This window comes from Bradyrhizobium oligotrophicum S58, from assembly GCF_000344805.1.
Taxonomy (GTDB): domain Bacteria; phylum Pseudomonadota; class Alphaproteobacteria; order Rhizobiales; family Xanthobacteraceae; genus Bradyrhizobium; species Bradyrhizobium oligotrophicum.
In genome coordinates, this window is the sequence record NC_020453.1 from 7,674,553 (window position 1) to 7,692,060 (window position 17,508).

Consider the following 17,508-nt stretch of genomic DNA (forward strand, 5'->3'; position numbering starts at 1 on the left):
GAACTCCCTGTTGTTCTATATGCGTCCGATAACCCTCTGTGATCGCTTGCGTTCCGCCTCGAAGCCGACGGAACCTGCGACAAGGAGCGGAACGATTTCGGCACGGCGTGACGCGCGCGCGACCAGCACGTGGTCCGGCGGCACCTCGATCCAGTCCGACTCCTTGTCATAGGGCTCGGAGACAGCGATGACCTGATCGCCGTCCTCGCGGTAATAGAGCGAGTTGGCGTGATCGTTCGCGGCGAAACGAAACGCATAGAGATCGTGGCCGTTCGACAACGCCGAGGTGAAGCGCAGATGCTCGCTGAGACCGTCCTCATTGACCAGTTGACAGAGCGCGCGCAGAACCGTGCTGGTGGCTCCGATCGGATCCTTATCGATCCCGGCGCCGACGATGGCGAGGAACACGGCTTCCGAGTCCGTGGTACCGAGCCGCGACGGATACAGCGCATCTGGAATCATCGCCTCGACCTTGCGTCGCAGCCGGTTCCAACTGCCGACGAATCCGTTGTGCATGAACAGCCAGCGGCCGCAGGCGAACGGATGGCAGTTCTGCCGCGTCACCGCCGTGCCGGTGGCTGCGCGCACATGGGCGAAGAACAAATGCGAATGCAGATGCCGGCAGAGATAGCGCAGATTTTCGTCCGACCACGCCGGCCGCGTCTCGCGATAGAGACCCGGTTCGGGATGATCACCGTACCAGCCGAGACCAAAGCCGTCGCCATTGGTGCCTGCGGTCGATTCCAGCGCACGCAGGCTTTGTGTGACCAGCGAGTGCTCAGGCTCGGTGACGTAATGCTCGAACGCGGTGCGCTCTCCGCGATAGGCGATCCAACGGCACATCCCTGCCCCCTCTGGATGGATGAATGAAATCGAGGCGCGCTTCGGTTCGCGCATGGCGAGGGAGGCAGGAACGCGTCAGGACGAAGCAAGTTCCGCACGCCTCCAAGGCGTGTTCCTCAGCTTGAGCTACATCCCGGCTGGTTGCGTCGCGCCGCGCGTCACGCCTCGCCGCCGCGCTCGCGCACCAGCCTGAGCCACGCGGCCGCAGCGGGCGACAGATAGGCACCGCGCCGCCAGGCCATCGCCAGCGTCCATTCGGTGCCGGGCTCGTCGAGCAGGACGAGACTGATCGGCACCTGCGTGCGCTGGGTTGCGATCATGCGCGGCAGGAAGGCGATGCCGAGTCCCGCGCCGGCAAGTTCGGCAATGAAATCGATCTGGGTGCTGCGCGCCGCCACGATCGGCTCGAAGCCGTGACGACGGCAGGCCTCACGGATGATGCGGTTGAGCGCGAAGCCGGCCTCGAACAGCACGAACGGCATGCCGCGCAGCTCTGCCAGTGTGACGCTCTCGCGCTGCGCCAGCGGATGGTCGACCGAGATCAGCGCCATCAGCGGCTCGCGGCGCACGACCTGGGATGCGAACTCATCGGCGATCGGCGGCAGCAAGCCGGCAAAATCGATGTCGCCGGCCGCGAGCAGTTCGCTCAAGCGGTCGCTGCCGTGCTCGACCAGCCGGATCTCGATCTCCGGATAGAGTTGGCGATAGAGCGCGAACAACGGCGCGAACAGCGTGCTCGATCCGATCGGCGGCAGACCGAGACGAAGCACGCCGCGCTTGAGCCCGCGCAGCTCCTCGAGCTCCGCCTGGAGGTCGTCCCGTTCGGCCAATAACCGGATGGCGCGGCGATAGACGATCTCGCCGGCTGCGGTCATGCGGCTCTTGTGGCCGAGCCGGTCCAGCAGCGGCAGGCCGAGCTCGTCCTCGAGCTGCTTGACCGCCTTGCTCACGGTCGACTGGGTGGCGAACACCACCTTGGCGGCCTGGGAGAAACCGCCCTGCCGGACGACCTCCACGAAGGTTTTCAGGGTCCTGAGTTCCATAATGGGACACACTATTCCTAATACGACTTGAGATCATTCATTCAATTCACTTTCTACATGCTGCGATGCCGCATAATCTATGCTGCAGAAACCGATTTGGACCTCTCCATGACGCATCGCAGCATTCCTATCCAGCTCCAACGCCTGCTCCGCCGCAATCGGCTGGTGCAGATCGGCCTGCTCGGCGCGTTCTGGGCCGCCGGCGAGGCACTGGCGCGGACGACTGGCCTGCCGCTGCCCGGCGGCATCATCGGCATGGTGCTGGCCCTCGTCCTATTCCTGGCCGGCGGGCTGAAGGTCGCCAGCATGAAGCGCGGTGCCAACTGGATGCTGGCCGAGATGCTGCTGTTCTTCGTACCGGCGGTGCTGGCGCTGCTCGACCATCGCGAGCTGTTCGGCCTGCTCGGCCTGAAGATCTTCGCCCTCATCATCGTGAGCACGACCGCCGTGATGTGCGTGACCGCGCTCACCGTCGACATCTGCTACCGCTGGACGGAGCGTGATGACAGCAGCAGCGCTGTGGCGTGAGCCGCTGGCCCAGGCTGCGGTCTGGTCGCTGGCGACGATCCTGCTCTATCTGCTGGCCAAGCGCCTGCACCGCCGCTGGCCACGCTGGTGGCTGATGCCGCTTGCGGTGGCGCCCGCGCTACTGATGATCGCAGCGCTCGCGCTCAACGTTTCCTATCGCGACTACATCCGCGGCACCCATTGGCTGGTGGCGCTGCTCGGCCCTGCCACCGTCGCCTTCGCCGTGCCGATCTACGAGCAGCGCGCGCTGATCCGCCGCCGCTGGCCGCTGCTGCTGGCCGGCATGGTCGCCGGCAGCCTCACCGCCGTCGCGACCAGCTGGGCGCTGGCCTACGTGCTGGGCATCGATGGCGAACTGCGGCTGAGCCTGTTGCCGCGCTCGATCAGCACGCCGTTCGCGATGGAGATCTCCGGCGAGATCGGCGGCAGTCCCGACCTCACGGCCGTATTCGTCGTGCTCACCGGCATCATTGGCGCAGCCGTCGGCGACATCGTGCTGGCGCGTCTGCCGCTGCGCTCGACGCTCGCCAAGGGCGCCCTGTTCGGCGTCGGCGCGCATGGGGCCGGCACCGCACGCGCCCATCAGATCGGCCGCGAGGAAGGCGCGATCGCCGGCTTGGTGATGGTGCTGGTCGGGCTGATGAACGTGGCACTGGCGCCGCTCATCGTTCAGTTCATGAGGTAGCCGTCTCAGCGGGCGTCGAGCGAGGCGATCCAGTTGCTGATCTCGGCCTGGCGCAGCCCGTCATTCGCGACGTCCTGATCGAGCCCGAGGCGCCAGAGAATGTCGCGCCTCGCACGATCATGATGGAGGGCGGCGAGATCGACGGCATAGCGCTCGAGCTCGGCCAGATCAGCGAAGAATCCTTCATCGACCAACGGCTGCCCGATGCGACGGATCACCCAGGAGACGTCCTGCAGGCTGAACTCGGGATGATACTGCACGCCCCAGAACCGGCCCCGTCCATTGCGGATTTCCGCGGCTTGCACCTCGCTCATCGCGTTGCGCGCTGTAACCGTCGTGTCCGGCGGCAGCCGGGTGACAATGTCGCTATGGATCGCGGGGGCGTCGAACACATCGCCGCGCGCCACGTGCATCGGATGGGCGCGGCCAAGTTCGGTCAGTGCGATCTTGCGCGCGAAGCCGACCTCGCGGCCGGCCGGATTGAGCGACACTTCGCCGCCGGCAGCGACGGTGGCGAGCTGCAGCCCCCAGCACGAACCGAACATCGGCACGCCCTGCACGAAGATCGCACGCACCAGTTCGATCTGGCGCAGCGATTCCGGCTCGCGCTGATAGATGTTGAGCGCCGAGCCGGTGATGACGATGCCCTGATAGGCGTCGAGCGGCTGCGGCAGCCGCGCATCGGCATCGGCGGGCGTGCAGATGTCGACGACGGCGCCGGGCGCCAGCGCGCGCAGCACGTCAGCATAGCTTTCCGACGGCGTGAGACCCGCGACCTCCGCCCAACGACGGCGGCCGGCCAGCGAATTGCCTTCGAGGACGAGCAGTCTCAGCACCTTTGCAATCTCCGACCATTCGCCGAGATGACGGCCTTACGGATTCAGGACCCCGCGCAGGAACGAAGCGGTCCGCTCCCGTACCTCCGGCCGATTCAGGATGGTGTGCACGTCGGCATCGATCACCAGGACCTCCGCCTTCGGATCGTCCTTGAGGGCCGCGGCACAGGAGCCGGTAACGGCGCGGTCCTTGTTCCAGGGGTTCGCCGCCGAAAAATACGGATCGCGCGCCGAGATCGCGTTCAGCACCGGTTCCTTCGGCCCGATGCCGAGCCGCGGCGCGGTGACGAAGTAGTTGTCCTCGCACGACCATGAATAGATCAGGCGCGCAGCGGCGTCCTTGCCGGCGTACCGGGCGACCGCGACCGCGCCCTCGCTGGTGCCAGCCAAGACGACGCGAAAGCGGTCGACCCAGCTCCAGTCGCGCACGGCCTTCAATGCGTTTTCCAGCTCGGCCAGCCGCAAGGCATGGACGCGTTCGTACGTCGCCACGTCGACCGGGGACGTGTAGGTCAGCCGGTCGGGGATCGCGAGGCTGTCGGGCGCCACCGACGCGGCGCCGAGCTCATCGGCGAGCCAGACCTGATAGTCCTTGATGGCAGGCGCCACGCCGCTCGATCCGTGCATCACGACGACCAGCGGCGCAATGCCGACCACGTCTGGTGCGTCCTCTGCATGCCCCTCCCAGCGCCGTCCGCCCATGAGCGTCGCCGGCAACACCAGGTTCGCTCTCGCCCAGGTCAGCGCCAGATTGTCGGGCGACGGCTCCAGCGCCGTGCCCTTGGTCTCACCGGGCGCGTCGGCGGCGAGAACGGCGGTGGCGAGCAGCAGCGCGGCGGACGCGAGCAGGAAGCGCGACAAGAACATGAACGGGCTGCACCTGGTTGCCAGTGACGAGCACGCGAGCCGGGCGCGCCATATCCACCTCAATCTCACGACACGGATATCCGGACAAGCGGCGTGCGCCGAGCGGCGCCTGCAGGGCACCCATGCGCGCTCATGTGACCGAACCGTGTCGCGCATCCGCGGCACCGGATGCCTTCGGGTGAAATCGCTCGCTACTTGCCCAAATAGGCCGCCAGGAAGTCTTGCATCTCAGAGGTCGAGCGCGCGGCTGCGTCGGCATCGTATTGCAGCCAATGGCCGAAGCTCGACAGGCCATATTTGAGCGCGGGAAAATCGAACGCGTGATAGGCGCCGGGATAGACCTGCAGCCGGACGGCGGCTCCCTTGGCTGGCCGCAGCGACAGCCATTGCAAGCAGTTCTCTGCCGGCGTCCAATCGTCCTTTTCGCCGATCAGGATCAGCGTCGGCACCGCGAGCCAACGCGTCGCGACGCTGCAGATCGGATAATAGGCGACGGCGACCTTGAAGGTGAGATCGTCGGGCACATCATAGATCTTGACGTCATGCGTCGAGGCGAGCCGCATCGTGACTATGCCGCCCTGCGAGGAGCCGACGATGCCGATCCGCGCCCGGTCCACAAACGGCAGCGACGAGAGGTACGCCATGGCGCCCCAGGCGTCGGCCTGACGATCGGGCATCGGTCGGTCGCAGGCCTGCGCGAGGCCGCGCGCACTGAAGCTGTCGACGGCAAGCACGACATAGCCCCAGCCCGTCAACATGCTGGCGAAATGACGGCGGGTGCGCTCGCTGAGCCCGCCACATCCGTGCAGATATACGACGGCCGCGAACGGACCCGCGCCTTCGGGCTTCGACAGATAGCCATCGATGCTCTGGCGGGTTGCCCTCACCATCTCGCCACGCTCGAGTGCGAGACGCTGCTGCAGGCGGCCGAGCACGTAGGGCGCGGGGCCAAAGGTGACGTGTTCATCTGCGGTCTGGGCTGCCGCGTCCTCCATGAGGGCGGACAGGCCGATCAGCAGTGCCGCAACGAATCCGGAGCGATGCATGGCACCTCAGCTCTCGCGATATCCGTAGCAGCTTGCGCCCAATGCACCTGAAATTCCACTGCATTGATCAACGGTGCGGCCCCCCGGACACACTCCGGCTCGATCAACGCCAGCGCAGGCGGCGGCGCTTGGCGGCCGGCGTGCGCAACGAGCGGACGCGATGGCGTGGCGTCATCGCGTCGTGAGACATCGCGCTCGGCGCGATCGCTGACGCGGCCTGGGCTTCGAGCGCCCCGCCGCAATCGCTGACAACGCGAAGCCGCGGCCGGGGCGAGCACACATCGCGAGAGACGTCGGCGCCTTCGCGCGGGCGGCGTTGGCTGTCCGCCGGAACCAGGGCGGACAGCGTCGCCTTCAACCCTGCCAAGATCGCGGCCATGGCGCGCGACGGCCGTGTCCACCGGGGCGAGCGATGCTTGCGACGACCGACGCGCTTCGCTCGCATCCCCGCGCCCGTCCGTCGGCCGCGCGGCTCGCAAGTCGATACGTCCTCATCGGACTGCAGCATCAACCGGAACGGCTCTTCCCACGGACCGGCCGCGATCAGCAATTTGCGCATGCGTCTCACCTTTATCTCAACGCGGCCAATCGTTCGGCCGCGCTGATCGCACCGTTGCGCAGCAGCGGTGACGGCAAGCTGTTGGCTGATGTCAGCGACATGTCAGCTCCGCCGTCCCCGCCGTCAGCCTCAGTTCTCCTCCCTCATCATCGCCCTGTCCGCGGCGCCTCGCGCTTCAGCTGTTCGAGCGCCTCCGGCATCATGCGGCCGAACATCGAGCTCAGCATCGCGGTCGGAATCAGACCGGAATTTCCGCTCTCCTGGCCCTGCCCGCCCGACATCAGGAATTGCGGGACCAGCGGCTGGTTGATCTTGGTGAGCGCGTCGGCGAACTTGGCGAAGTTCTGCTCGGCAAGCCTGAACTCCGGCCCGCCATAGGCATCGACCGCAAGCTTGGTCGCCTGGGCGCTGGCGGTACCGACCGCGAGCGCACGATCGGCCTCGCCCTGGCCTTCCAGCCGCGACTGTTCGCCGACGGCGGCCGCCGTCACCTTGCGGGTCTCGGCATCCTTCTGCGCGCGGGCGAGCGCGGCGGCGCCCTCGTTCTCATTGACCCGGATCTGGATCAGCGACTGCGTCAGCGCGGCCTGTGCCGCGGCCGTCGCCTTGGCCTCGTTCAGCGTGCGCTCCTGCACCGCGGCCTTCTCCTGCTCCTGGAAGGTCTCGACCTGCTCGCGCGCGACCTGGCGCATGCGTAGCTGGATCAGGATGTTCTCGATGGTCTGGTCGCCTTGAGCCGCGCGCGGCGTGCCGATCAGGACCTCCTGCAGTTCGAGCGAATAGCCTTCGAACTTCACCTTCATCTCGGCCGCCGATTCCTCCTGGATCGCAGCACGGTTCTGCAGCAGCTCGATCAGGGTCATCTTCTGGGCGACGTTCTTGAAGAAGGCCGAGACCATCGGATCGAGCGTCTGCTCGACCAGCTTCTTCACGTCGCCGAAGCGCTGGATGATCATCGGCGCCTTCTTGTAGTCGATGTGCATGACCACCGAGAGCGGCAGGGTCGGCTCGAACGCGTCCTTGGTGATCAGCGAGATCTCCGACAGGTTCTCGTCGAGCTTCATCGCACCGACCTCGCCGCGCACCCATTTCAGGATGAAGTTGACGGTCGGGATGATCTCGATCTTGCCGGCGTAGGTGTTGAAGGCGTACTTGCCGGGCAGCAGCGGATCCTTCCAGACACCGCGGCTGCCATTGCCGACCAGCTCGCCATGGCGATACTGCTCGCCCGAGACGTCGGCGGTGCGCGGTCCTGTATAGAAGATCACGACGCCGACATTGCCGACCGGGATGATCGTCTTCGCCACGCTCTCGACGGTCGCGAACAGCCGGTTGATGTACCAGGTGCCTTCGACGATGACCTGCAGCTGACGGCCGCGGTGGCCGCCGGCGGCGAGGAATTTCTCGGGCTCCTGGAAGTTGTTGTGGAACGTCGCGGCGTCATGCAGATCGGTGCCGACCTCGGGCGCGATTATCTCGCCGGGAGGCAGCGACGGGCCGTCATGCACGGTGACGATGCCGACCAAGTCATGATCGGCCGCCAGGATGACCGGCGTGAAGCCCCAGCGCTCGGCGATCGTCAGTTGCATCGCGTCGAGCACGATGCGCTCCTGGTCGCTCAGCGCATGGCCGTAGACGCGCTCGTCGGTGATGATGGCGAACTGCGTCGTGTTGATCGCATAGGTGCCCTCGCGCAGGATCTTGCGCTGCGGACCCTTCTGACCGCCGGCACGGAGAAAGCGCCGCGCATTCTGGAAGTCGCTCTTGTCGTCGCTCTCGTTGGCGCCCAGCACCTGCGAAGCGCCGAGCGGCGCGCCGTCCCGGGCAAACACATAGGCGATCTTGCCCTGGCCGACCGTCACCAGGTCGGAGCGGTGGATGCGGTACATGAAGGGAAAAAACAGATGCAGGCCGCCGCGCAGCACCTCCGGCTCGAAGCCGGCCTCGCCGTTGAGCGCGATGAAGCCGTCGGCGACGGAGCCGCTGGTGCTCCACAGCTTCTCGACGATTCCGACCTGGTTGTTGGGGATGTAGCGAATGATGTTGGAAAGCTTCAGCAAGGCAAGCAGCGCAATGACCGCCCCGGCCCAGAGGGCCGGTTGGATCAGACTGGTGATGTCCATGAGGGATCTCCAAGTCGCGCGCGGCCGGCGCGGCTGCTGCCGCAACGCTGTCGCCGTGCGCGATCATGCCGTTCGATGTCGGCGGGCGAGCAATTAGGCATGAGCGCTGCGTTTCAAAGACCACCATCGCCGAAATATTTCGTCTCCTCCGTTTGAACCGACGCCCCGCTCCGGCGACTCAGGCGGCTCCGCCCAGCCGTGACGCCACCAGCGCCAGCACGTCGGGCTCGTCGAACGCAGCCGCAGTGAGCACGGCGCCCGCCGCGATCAGGTCGTCATGGCCGAGATTGGTGCGCATGCCGATGGTGGCAATGCCAGCGGCAGTTGCAGCCGTGATGCCGGCGCGCGAATCCTCGAACGCGACCGCGTCCTCCGGCGCGGCGCCCGCCGCGCGCAGACCTTCGAGATAGGGCAGCGGGTGCGGCTTGCCGTGCGGCAGCTCGTCGCCGATGATGACGGCGCGAAACCGGTCCGTGATGCCGAGCCCGTGCAGGATCATCTCGGCATTCGCACGCGGCGCGTTGGTCACCGCGACGACCGGGATCGCCGCCGCCTCGGCATGAGCGAGCAACGCCATCAACCCCGGCAGCGGCTGCACCTTGCCTGCGGCGAGGCTGCGAAACACCTCCTCCTTCCGCGCCATGATGGCGGCGCGCTGCTCGGGCGGCTCATCCGGCAGAAATTCGGCACCGATCGACAGATTTGAGCGTCCCAACAGTTCGCGTGCCGCACGCGGGCGATCGAAATCATGGCCGAAGGGCCCGAACACCGCGTTGAAGGCCTCGATATGCAGCGCATCGGTGTCGGCGAGCGTGCCGTCGATGTCGAACAGCAGGGCCCGCGGCCCCTTGAGAACGCCTCGCATCAGCAAATTGACCTCATCTAATCCGGAAGTTGACGCGATCTGATCCAACTATCGACCTGAGCCGCTGTCGTTATCTCGCAAACGGAGTGAAACCGCGACGGGGGAAATTGCAATGATTGGCCAGTCGAACACGTTGCCTGATCTCAGATCGACGAAGCTCGGAGCCGCCGCAGCGCTCATGACCGTCATCTGCCTTGCTGCACCCGCGGCTGCGCAGGCGGGCTCGACGAACAGCGAGACCGTCAACGGGCAATACTGCAACGATCTCTGCAAGGCCTATATGGCCTGGTCCAATCGCGTTCTCGCCATCACCCAGCCGTCTTATGCCCGGCCGCAAATGCGGGTCGCGCTGCCGCAGAGCAGTTCGCCGAAGAAGATGGACCACCTCGACAAGCCGGAGCGGATGACGCAGCAGACGCCGAAATCGCACCGGCCGGCCAATCTGGACTCGTTCGCGCAGTTGCCGGCCGGCAGCCGGGCGGCGATGGACCGGACATCGGGCGACGACGGCTCGGCCGCCTATGCCGGCGCGCAAATGGGACGAATGCTGGCAGCCGATGCCCCGGCGCCGGAGCTGACCGGCCTGCGTGGCAGCACGGCCGACGCCGCCGACATGCGGCTGGTGTCGATGACCGACCCCCGCATGGCGGGTCCGACGACCGTCGGCGACGCCTCGGGCAGCACGCGCTCGAAGATGCCCTCGATCTGGATCATGCTCGCAGCTGCCGCGCTGCTGGCGTTCTTCGGCCACGGCTGGCTGAAGCGCCGGGCCGAGGCGTCCGAAGGGATCCGCTGAGAGCCGGCCGGCTGACGGCCCCCCGCGATACCCCGCGGGAACCATGCCGGACAATGTGATGCTCCGCCACCCCGGGCCGGCCGGCGCTCGGTTGAACTCGAACGCCCACGGCCTTATGCGTGGGCGATGAACATCGCCCTCCCCGCCGCCAAGCCCCTGGGTTCCTGGCCCCGCCACCGCGCGGACCTCACGCCTGCGCCGTTCCTGCCGATGAGCCGCAAGGAGATGGACGCGCTCGGCTGGGACGTCTGCGACATCGTGCTGGTGACGGGCGACGCCTATGTCGACCATCCCTCGTTCGGCATGGCCATCATCGGCCGGCTGCTCGAGGCTCAGGGCTTCCGCGTCGGCATCATCTCCCAGCCGGACTGGCAGTCGGCCGAGCCGTTCAAGGCGCTCGGCCGCCCGCGCGTGTTCTTCGGCGTCACCGGCGGCAACATGGACTCCATGGTCAACCGCTACACGGCGGATCGCCGCATCCGCAGCGACGACGCCTACACGCCGAACGGCGAGGGCGGCAAGCGGCCGGACCGCTGCACGCTGGTCTACGCCCAGCGCTGCCGCGAGGCGTTCAAGGACGTGCCGGTCGTGCTCGGCGGCATCGAGGCCTCGCTGCGCCGGATCGCGCATTACGACTATTGGTCCGACAAGGTGCGCCGCTCGGTGCTGGCCGACGCCAAGGCCGACATCCTGCTCTATGGCAATGCCGAGCGCGCCGTGATCGAGGTGGCGCACCGGATCGCCGGCGGCGAACCGCCGAAGGAGATGCAGTCGATCCGCGGCACCGCCTTGTTCCGGAAAGTGCCCGAAGGCTTTGTCGAGCTGCATGCCGACGATCTCGACTCCGCCGATGAGGGCGCCGCGCGCGAGAAGGGCGACGTCGTCATCCGGCTGCCCTCCTGCGAGCAGGTCGAGCAGGACAAGGAGGCCTATGCCCGGGCCTCGCGCGTGCTGCATCGGGAGAGCAATCCCGGCAATGCGCGTCCCCTGGTGCAGCGTCACGGCGACCGCGACCTCTGGCTCAACCCGCCGCCGATCCCGCTCACCATGGCCGAGATGGATTCTGTCTACGACCTGCCCTACGCCCGCGCGCCGCATCCGTCTTACGGAGACGCGAAGATCCCGGCCTGGGAGATGATCAAGTTCTCGGTGACGATCATGCGCGGCTGCTTCGGCGGCTGCACCTTCTGCTCGATCACCGAGCATGAGGGCCGCATCATCCAGAGCCGCTCGGAAGGGTCGATCCTGCAGGAGATCGAGCGCATCCGGGACAAGACGCCGGGCTTCACCGGCGTGATCTCCGACATCGGCGGCCCCACCGCCAACATGTACCGGATGGCGTGCAAGGACCCCAAGGTCGAGGCCGCGTGCCGCCGGCCGTCCTGCGTGTTTCCCGAGATCTGCCCGAACCTCAACACCTCGCATGACGATCTCATCCGGCTCTATCGCAAGGTGCGCGAGGTCAAGGGCGTCAAGCGCGTAATGGTCGCCTCCGGCGTGCGCTACGACCTTGCGGTCGAGAGCCCGGCCTATATCAAGGAGCTGGTGACGCATCACGTCGGCGGCTATCTGAAGATTGCGCCCGAGCATACCGAGCGCGGCCCGCTCGACAAGATGATGAAGCCGGGCATCGGCGCCTATGACCGCTTCAAGGAGATGTTCGACACGGCGGCGCGAGAGGCCGGCAAGAAGTACTATCTGATCCCCTATTTCATCGCCGCCCATCCTGGGACCAGCGACGAGGACATGATGAACCTCGCGCTGTGGCTCAAGCGCAACCGCTACCGCGCCGATCAGGTGCAGACCTTCCTGCCGTCGCCGATGGCGACCGCGACCGCGATGTACCACACCGGCGTCAACCCGCTGCGCGGCGTCCGCCACGGCGGCAGCGACAAGGTCGAAGCCATCAAGGGCCTGCGCCAGCGCCGCCTTCACAAGGCGTTCCTGCGCTATCACGACCCGGACAATTGGCCCGTCCTGCGCGACGCTTTGAGGGCCATGGGCCGCGCCGACCTGATCGGCTCGCGCCCGGACCAGCTGGTGCCCGCGCATCAGCCACCGGGGACAGGCAAGGCCGCAGCGACGCGGCGACCGGTGCGGCCCGATGAGCGCGCGCAGCGCTTCACGACCAAGGGTGTCAGGATCAGGAAGTAGAGCACCGGCGCGGCGTGAGCAAACATTGCACCGAGTCCGCGCGTGAGTTGGTATCTCACGCTCCACATTCAGTCGTCATCACCCGCCAACGGGTCTCGCCTTCGGCGAGCCCGATGACAGGCTCCGGCGGGTGATCCAGTACGCCGCGGCCCCTCGGCTCCATCTCCACCGCCTCTGGAATACTGGATCGCCCGGTCAAGCCGGGCGATGACAGCGAAATTGTAGCTCGACCGTTTCGCCTCACCCTCCGCTGTCGTCCCGGACGAGCGCGCATCGCGCGCGAAGATCCGGGACCCATAACCACAGGGAGAGGTGTTGGGCACACTCTGAGCCACCAGCCTGCCTCACACGACCGCCTGTGGTTATGGGTCCCGGCTCAAGGCCGGGACGACACCAAGTTTGTAGAGCCGCCACCTCGCCTCATACGCATCGCAGGCACCGGCGCGCATGACGCCTTTGCGTCTTCGCTCCTCACCCACATCCACTCCACGATTTTTCCAAACAGCCCACCGCAGCCCCGCGGCACGGATCGCGCCCAGGTCATGCTGCCGGCATTGCCCTCGATAACGAGAGGGCGCGGGGAAGACCGGACCTCGACTGAGGCCCGTGGCCCGCCTGCAGAAAAAAATGCAGGCGGCAGGTACCACGAGTCCAGCCGGACGACCCGGCCTTCCCCGCGCGATGGCTTTAACGGCTGCTTCGCGATCTCCCTGGGGACCGGGCTTTCTTGCCCCCATCACCGGCGCGACGCGTCTCCGCATCATCAGCCAGCTTGACCTCAGCGTCGGGAGGCCAGGACCACGCGACTTGACCGTACGTCCCAGGCTCACTCGCCGGCCCGCTTGCGCGAAAGCCCCAAGCCCGACACGTCCACCGCTCCCCGCTTGCTACGCTCCGTGACGATCGGCCGAAACGCCCCTCTTCATCGCGAACGGGATGGCCGAGAGCATCGTTCTGATTTGCCCGACGGTGCAAGCCGAACAGCATGCGACAAACTGGCTCGACGGGCAGTTTGCGCATGATGGGAATGCGGGAATTGCCCGTCGTGCAGGCGATCGCGTGTGCTGGGATCGCAAAAAAGAGCAAGCGGTGTACTATCGTCGTGAGTCTGTTCGAAGATTGGAGAGTTCGATGGCTGAGACAACGATCGAATGGACCGACGTGACCTGGAACCCAGTCGCCGGCTGCACCGCTCTGACCGCTGGTTGCACGAACTGTTACGCTATGCGGATGGCCGCCAGACTAGAAGCCATGGGTACTGAGAAGTACCGGGGGCTCACCCGCAAGAGCGGAAAGCGGGCAGTCTGGACAGGCAAGATTGCGATGGACGAAAGGGCGCTCCAGGCCCCCGAGAGGTGGGCGAAGCCTCGTAAGGTCTTCGTGAACTCAATGTCAGACTTGTTCCACCCCGATGTCTCCGTGAGTTTTATACTTCGTGTATGGAAAGTGATGCAAACCACGCCACGCCACACCTATCAAATTCTTACAAAGCGTCCAGAACGCATGTCATCCGTTCTATCAATGCGAGACTTTGCGGTCCTGCCAAATGTTTGGCTTGGCACAAGTGTGGAAGATGATCGTGTTTTCGAGCGATTGGACGCGCTTCGATCCGCTCCGGCCGCGGTGCGGTTCGTTTCGTTTGAACCGCTCATCGGATCGGTGAAGGCAGCGAATCTTGCGGACATTGACTGGGCGATTGTTGGCGGTGAAAGCGGTCCCGCCGCTCGCGAGATGAAATCGGAATGGGTCGACGAAATTCAGGTTATGTGCGAGCGTTATGAGACAGTATTCTTCTTTAAGCAGTGGGGAGGAAACAATAAGAAGGCAACCGGTCGCCTTCTCCATGGGAAGATTTACGACGGCATGCCCGACGATTTCAGAATATGATCTCCGATTCGAGCGGCTACAGTTATTGCTCTCTCGTTCCGGCTTGAGATGCACAAGAACAGCAAATATCTCGTTGGCCCTCTTTCCCGCGGGAGGCAAAGGGGATCGAGGTCGGTGTGATAGCCCTCGAAGCTATGGTCAATCGAGCGCGGCTTAATTGGCATACCAATCTCCCCGCAGCCAACCTTCCGCAACCTAGAGGCGAGATCAAGAAGAAAATCGAACTCTGAACCTCGTAATCCGCTCGCAAGCTCGGCGAGGGTCGAGCGACTTGGCGAGCCGGAGCGCGGTGTCGGCGTTACGCTGGTCTGCTGGCTGGCAATCCGCTCGGCCCTACCGACTCCGCTCCATCTCGAGCTCAGCCTTCAGGCTATCGATGTCGCGGTAGATCGAGGCGACCGCGAGCACGCGGCCGGCGCGTTTGTAGCGCAGCACGCAGTCCTTCTGCCTGATGTCGCCGTCGAGCGCGATCTCGTCCCATTTCTCCGCGTGGCCGACATAGTTGATCGGCACATCGTAATGCTGGCTCCAGAAGAAAGGCACGGCATCGAAGGGCTCGTTGAAGCCCATCATGTTGCGGGCGGCGGTCTGTCCCTGCCGCTCCGCGACCACCCAATGTTCGACGCGGATGCTCTCGCCGGAATGGCGGTCGGGCCAGCGCGCGATATCGCCGGCGGCAAAGATGCCGGGCACGCTGGTTTCGAGAGTCCCGTCAACGACCACGCCGCGGTCGACCTTGAGGCCGGCCTGCTCGGCCAAAGCGAGACGCGGTTTGACGCCGATGCCGGCCACGACGAGGTCGGCCTCCAACGTGCTGCCACCCTTGAGGCTGATCGTCCGGCCATCGATCGCCGTCACGCTGTCCTGCAGGTGGAAGACGACGCCATGCTCCTCGTGCAGCGCGCGGACGAAATCGCCCATGTCGGGTCCGAGGATGCGCTCCATCGGTCGCTGCTCGGGCGCAATCACGTGCACCTCGATGTCGCGGTCGCGCAGCGCGGCGGCAACTTCGAGGCCGATGAAGCTGGCGCCGATCACGACGGCCCGTTTTGCATGCGCAGCACTGGCTATGATCGCGCGGCAGTCCGCCAGCGTTCGCAGCATGTGAACATGCGGCTGGTCGACACCGGGGATTTGCAGTTTGACAGGCTCGGCACCGGTCGCGAGCAGCAGCCGGTCGAAGGGCAGGCGCTTGCCATCGCCGAGCACGACCTGCTGCGCCTTGCCATCGATGGCCGTGACGTCGGTCCGCAGCCGGAGATCGATCTTGGACTCCGAATAGAACTCATTCGGCCGGAGCGGCACCCATTCCTCGGGTGCCTTGCCGGCCAGATAATCCTTCGACAGGTTCGGACGGTCGACCGGGGCCGCCTCGTCGCGGCTGAGCATGATGACCTCACCGCCATAGCCCTCGCGGCGCAGCATTTCCGCCGCCGCAAAGCCTGCGGCGCCGCCGCCGACGATCACGATGCGACGAGGTGCATCGGCCGCCGCCGCCCGGGCCGGGCCCACTCGGTCGCGCTTGCGCCTGACCATGATGCGGCCGGCTTCCTGCTCGACCTGCCACACCGACAATGGCGAGAGCGCGGGCGCTCGCCTGGCCTCGCCGGTCCGCAGATCGAAGCAGGCGTGATGCCAAGGGCAACGAACGCTGTCGCCGACGACCAAACCGTCGGCAAGCGGGCCGTGATAGTGGCTGCAGAACGCGTCGATCGCAAAGATGTCGGAGCCGGTGTGCACCAGCAGCACGGCCTCCTTGTCGACGCAGCCGAGCAGCATGCCGTTCTTGAAATCGCTTGGGGACACTCCGAGCGTTAGATCCGGGCCTTCCAGCTTGCTTTCATCGTCGGGCATGGCAGATGCCTCCTTCGTTCGGCCTGCGGCAGATCAGAACTACCTCGCCACCAAGCCACAATCCGGCGATCGGTTCCCCGATGTATCGAGACCGAAATCTTGCCGACGTCCTGCCCATCCGCGTTGGCTGGCGATCGTCGAATGAGACACCGTCCAAGCGCCATCACGACCGAAGACGGGCGCAGCGGCCAGCTTCCGGTAAGCCGAGACCGCCTTGGCCAGCGGCTTTGCACCGACGCGAGATATGACAATCATACTACCTTAAGATATGCTCCGAGAAAACGATCAGCGAGGGTGGACATCGGGAGGGGGCACGGCATGATGGTCTTAACACTGGACGCCTATCACAAACTCATCAGCTTCCTGCGCGAACATGTTGCTCCGATCAGCGCGGTGGTGGCGATCCTCGCCGGCGCCGTCGCCATCTACACCAACGCCCGCTCTCTCGACATGATGCTGAAGCAACTCGACCAGATCGATGCCGGCCAATACCAGCAGTATCAAGGGTCGATCGCACTCGCGTGGCGGACCATCGGCGAAGCCAACGGCAAGCGCTTCGAGGTCGGACAGTCGACGTCCCTGTACTATCTTGCCGTGAACAGCGAGCTGTCCGGAAATGTCACGCTCAACAATTCCTCGCTGAATCTGACACCGCCGCGAGCGCGCGTCGTTTCGGCCGGGCATGACCCACGCTACGTCACGTTCGACCTGAGCAAGAGCTCCCTGTGCGGTACCGAGATTTCAAAGTTCTCTTCAACGACCAACGGCAGCCGCCGAACGGCATTCACTCAAGCATTCATGCGTACCGGTGCGATGTATGGCTCATATGTCAGCGACGACTTTTTGGCAGCTGACATGCAAGAACTGCGCTTCGTCAACGTGAAGGCGGAGAACGCCCGGTTCGCGGCTGCCGACCTTCGGAGATCCGTCTTCGTTGGAGGTCTCTTCAGCGATGCGGATTTCCAAGGCGTGGACTTGCGCGAAGCACGGACGGAGCGCGGCATCCTCGGATTCGGCGTCACCGGATATGATAGTTACAGCTACGATGTCTTCATCGACGACCCGTCGCAGCGCACGGTCTGGCCGGCGCTGTTCGATCCTGGACTCGGCATCAACGACGTCATGGCTGCGACCGGTCAACGATCCTCGAGCGAAGGCGCATCGTACCCCGTCGACTTCTCGAAGGCGAATTTCACGGGTGCGGACCTGCGCGGCGCACAGCTGCAGAATTCGAACATCTCGCAGGCCCAGATCAACCAGGCCTGCGTCGATGCAACCACGGTCCTGCCCGAAGGTCGCAGCGCGGCAAAACCGTGTGAGTTTCCGATGCTGTTCGCCGAAAAGCTCGCCGTGCTTCGTGGGCCGGTGAAGCGGAATCCGCTGGAGCGCGCCTGCGCCACGGCCCTCCAAACGCCGGAATAG

15 protein-coding genes are annotated in these 17,508 nt (G+C 65.4%); 6 read left to right on the forward strand and 9 right to left on the reverse strand.

From position 1 onward, the window contains the following. Positions 1-15 precede the first annotated feature (15 nt). The gene (locus S58_RS33225; protein ID WP_015669825.1) at positions 16-843 is read right to left on the reverse strand and encodes a class II glutamine amidotransferase; all 828 of its coding nucleotides are present in this window, start codon (positions 841-843) and stop codon (positions 16-18) included. 158 nt (positions 844-1,001) lie between these two features. Further along, positions 1,002-1,886, reverse strand: coding sequence for a LysR family transcriptional regulator (locus S58_RS33230; RefSeq protein WP_015669826.1), 885 nt, complete (start codon positions 1,884-1,886; stop codon positions 1,002-1,004). Positions 1,887-1,994: 108 nt separating this feature from the next. Here S58_RS33230 and S58_RS33235 point away from each other — a divergent pair, with 108 nt between their 5' ends. After that, positions 1,995-2,414: a CidA/LrgA family protein gene (locus S58_RS33235; protein ID WP_015669827.1), complete on the forward strand. Its 420-nt coding sequence runs from the start codon at positions 1,995-1,997 to the stop codon at positions 2,412-2,414. Continuing rightward, the gene (locus S58_RS33240) at positions 2,389-3,099 is read left to right on the forward strand and encodes an LrgB family protein (RefSeq protein ID WP_015669828.1); all 711 of its coding nucleotides are present in this window, start codon (positions 2,389-2,391) and stop codon (positions 3,097-3,099) included. The genes S58_RS33235 and S58_RS33240 overlap by 26 nt, the downstream gene beginning before the upstream one ends. 5 nt (positions 3,100-3,104) lie before the next feature. Here the strand turns inward: S58_RS33240 and S58_RS33245 are convergent, their stop codons facing one another. From S58_RS33245 to S58_RS33270, 6 genes are all read right to left on the reverse strand, one after another. Continuing rightward, the gene (locus tag S58_RS33245; protein ID WP_015669829.1) at positions 3,105-3,935 is read right to left on the reverse strand and encodes a type 1 glutamine amidotransferase; all 831 of its coding nucleotides are present in this window, start codon (positions 3,933-3,935) and stop codon (positions 3,105-3,107) included. A 36-nt stretch (positions 3,936-3,971) separates the two neighbouring features. After that, positions 3,972-4,802: a dienelactone hydrolase family protein gene (locus S58_RS33250; RefSeq protein ID WP_015669830.1), complete on the reverse strand. Its 831-nt coding sequence runs from the start codon at positions 4,800-4,802 to the stop codon at positions 3,972-3,974. 191 nt (positions 4,803-4,993) lie between these two features. Beyond that, a complete protein-coding gene (locus tag S58_RS33255) occupies positions 4,994-5,848 on the reverse strand; it encodes a dienelactone hydrolase family protein (RefSeq protein WP_015669831.1) in 855 nt (284 codons plus the stop codon). 103 nt (positions 5,849-5,951) lie between these two features. Continuing rightward, entirely contained in the window at positions 5,952-6,398 is a 447-nt protein-coding gene (locus S58_RS33260; RefSeq protein WP_144058438.1) for a hypothetical protein, read from the reverse strand. Positions 6,399-6,553: 155 nt separating this feature from the next. Then, the gene (locus tag S58_RS33265) at positions 6,554-8,530 is read right to left on the reverse strand and encodes an SPFH domain-containing protein (RefSeq protein ID WP_015669833.1); all 1,977 of its coding nucleotides are present in this window, start codon (positions 8,528-8,530) and stop codon (positions 6,554-6,556) included. 178 nt (positions 8,531-8,708) lie between these two features. Then, complete coding sequence (locus S58_RS33270) at positions 8,709-9,401, reverse strand: HAD family hydrolase (RefSeq protein ID WP_015669834.1); 693 nt, start codon at positions 9,399-9,401, stop codon at positions 8,709-8,711. 106 nt (positions 9,402-9,507) lie between these two features. On the opposite strand from S58_RS33270, the gene S58_RS33275 reads away from it, so the two are divergent. The 3 genes from S58_RS33275 (at position 9,508) to S58_RS33285 (ending at position 14,232) form a co-directional block, all read left to right on the forward strand. Next, positions 9,508-10,191, forward strand: coding sequence for a hypothetical protein (locus S58_RS33275; RefSeq protein WP_042340385.1), 684 nt, complete (start codon positions 9,508-9,510; stop codon positions 10,189-10,191). A gap of 126 nt (positions 10,192-10,317) precedes the next feature. Beyond that, positions 10,318-12,345, forward strand: a complete 2,028-nt coding sequence (locus S58_RS33280) for a YgiQ family radical SAM protein (RefSeq protein WP_015669836.1) — start codon at positions 10,318-10,320, stop codon at positions 12,343-12,345. A gap of 1,131 nt (positions 12,346-13,476) precedes the next feature. Continuing rightward, the gene (locus S58_RS33285) at positions 13,477-14,232 is read left to right on the forward strand and encodes a DUF5131 family protein (RefSeq protein WP_042341065.1); all 756 of its coding nucleotides are present in this window, start codon (positions 13,477-13,479) and stop codon (positions 14,230-14,232) included. A 333-nt stretch (positions 14,233-14,565) separates the two neighbouring features. Here S58_RS33285 and S58_RS33290 read toward each other — a convergent pair whose 3' ends face one another. Further along, entirely contained in the window at positions 14,566-16,086 is a 1,521-nt protein-coding gene (locus S58_RS33290; RefSeq protein WP_015669838.1) for an FAD-dependent oxidoreductase, read from the reverse strand. A 294-nt stretch (positions 16,087-16,380) separates the two neighbouring features. Here S58_RS33290 and S58_RS35905 point away from each other — a divergent pair, with 294 nt between their 5' ends. Continuing rightward, positions 16,381-17,508: a pentapeptide repeat-containing protein gene (locus S58_RS35905; protein ID WP_160167622.1), complete on the forward strand. Its 1,128-nt coding sequence runs from the start codon at positions 16,381-16,383 to the stop codon at positions 17,506-17,508.

Coding starts and splice junctions, on each gene's coding strand:
- S58_RS33225 (WP_015669825.1), bottom strand. CDS start 843: ATGTGCCGTTGGATCGCCTATCGCGGAGAGCGCACCGCGTTCGAGCAT.
- S58_RS33230 (WP_015669826.1), bottom strand. CDS start 1,886: ATGGAACTCAGGACCCTGAAAACCTTCGTGGAGGTCGTCCGGCAGGGC.
- S58_RS33235 (WP_015669827.1), top strand. CDS start 1,995: ATGACGCATCGCAGCATTCCTATCCAGCTCCAACGCCTGCTCCGCCGC.
- S58_RS33240 (WP_015669828.1), top strand. CDS start 2,389: ATGACAGCAGCAGCGCTGTGGCGTGAGCCGCTGGCCCAGGCTGCGGTC.
- S58_RS33250 (WP_015669830.1), bottom strand. CDS start 4,802: ATGTTCTTGTCGCGCTTCCTGCTCGCGTCCGCCGCGCTGCTGCTCGCC.
- S58_RS33255 (WP_015669831.1), bottom strand. CDS start 5,848: ATGCATCGCTCCGGATTCGTTGCGGCACTGCTGATCGGCCTGTCCGCC.
- S58_RS33265 (WP_015669833.1), bottom strand. CDS start 8,530: ATGGACATCACCAGTCTGATCCAACCGGCCCTCTGGGCCGGGGCGGTC.
- S58_RS33275 (WP_042340385.1), top strand. CDS start 9,508: ATGATTGGCCAGTCGAACACGTTGCCTGATCTCAGATCGACGAAGCTC.
- S58_RS33280 (WP_015669836.1), top strand. CDS start 10,318: ATGAACATCGCCCTCCCCGCCGCCAAGCCCCTGGGTTCCTGGCCCCGC.
- S58_RS33285 (WP_042341065.1), top strand. CDS start 13,477: ATGGCTGAGACAACGATCGAATGGACCGACGTGACCTGGAACCCAGTC.
- S58_RS33290 (WP_015669838.1), bottom strand. CDS start 16,086: ATGCCCGACGATGAAAGCAAGCTGGAAGGCCCGGATCTAACGCTCGGA.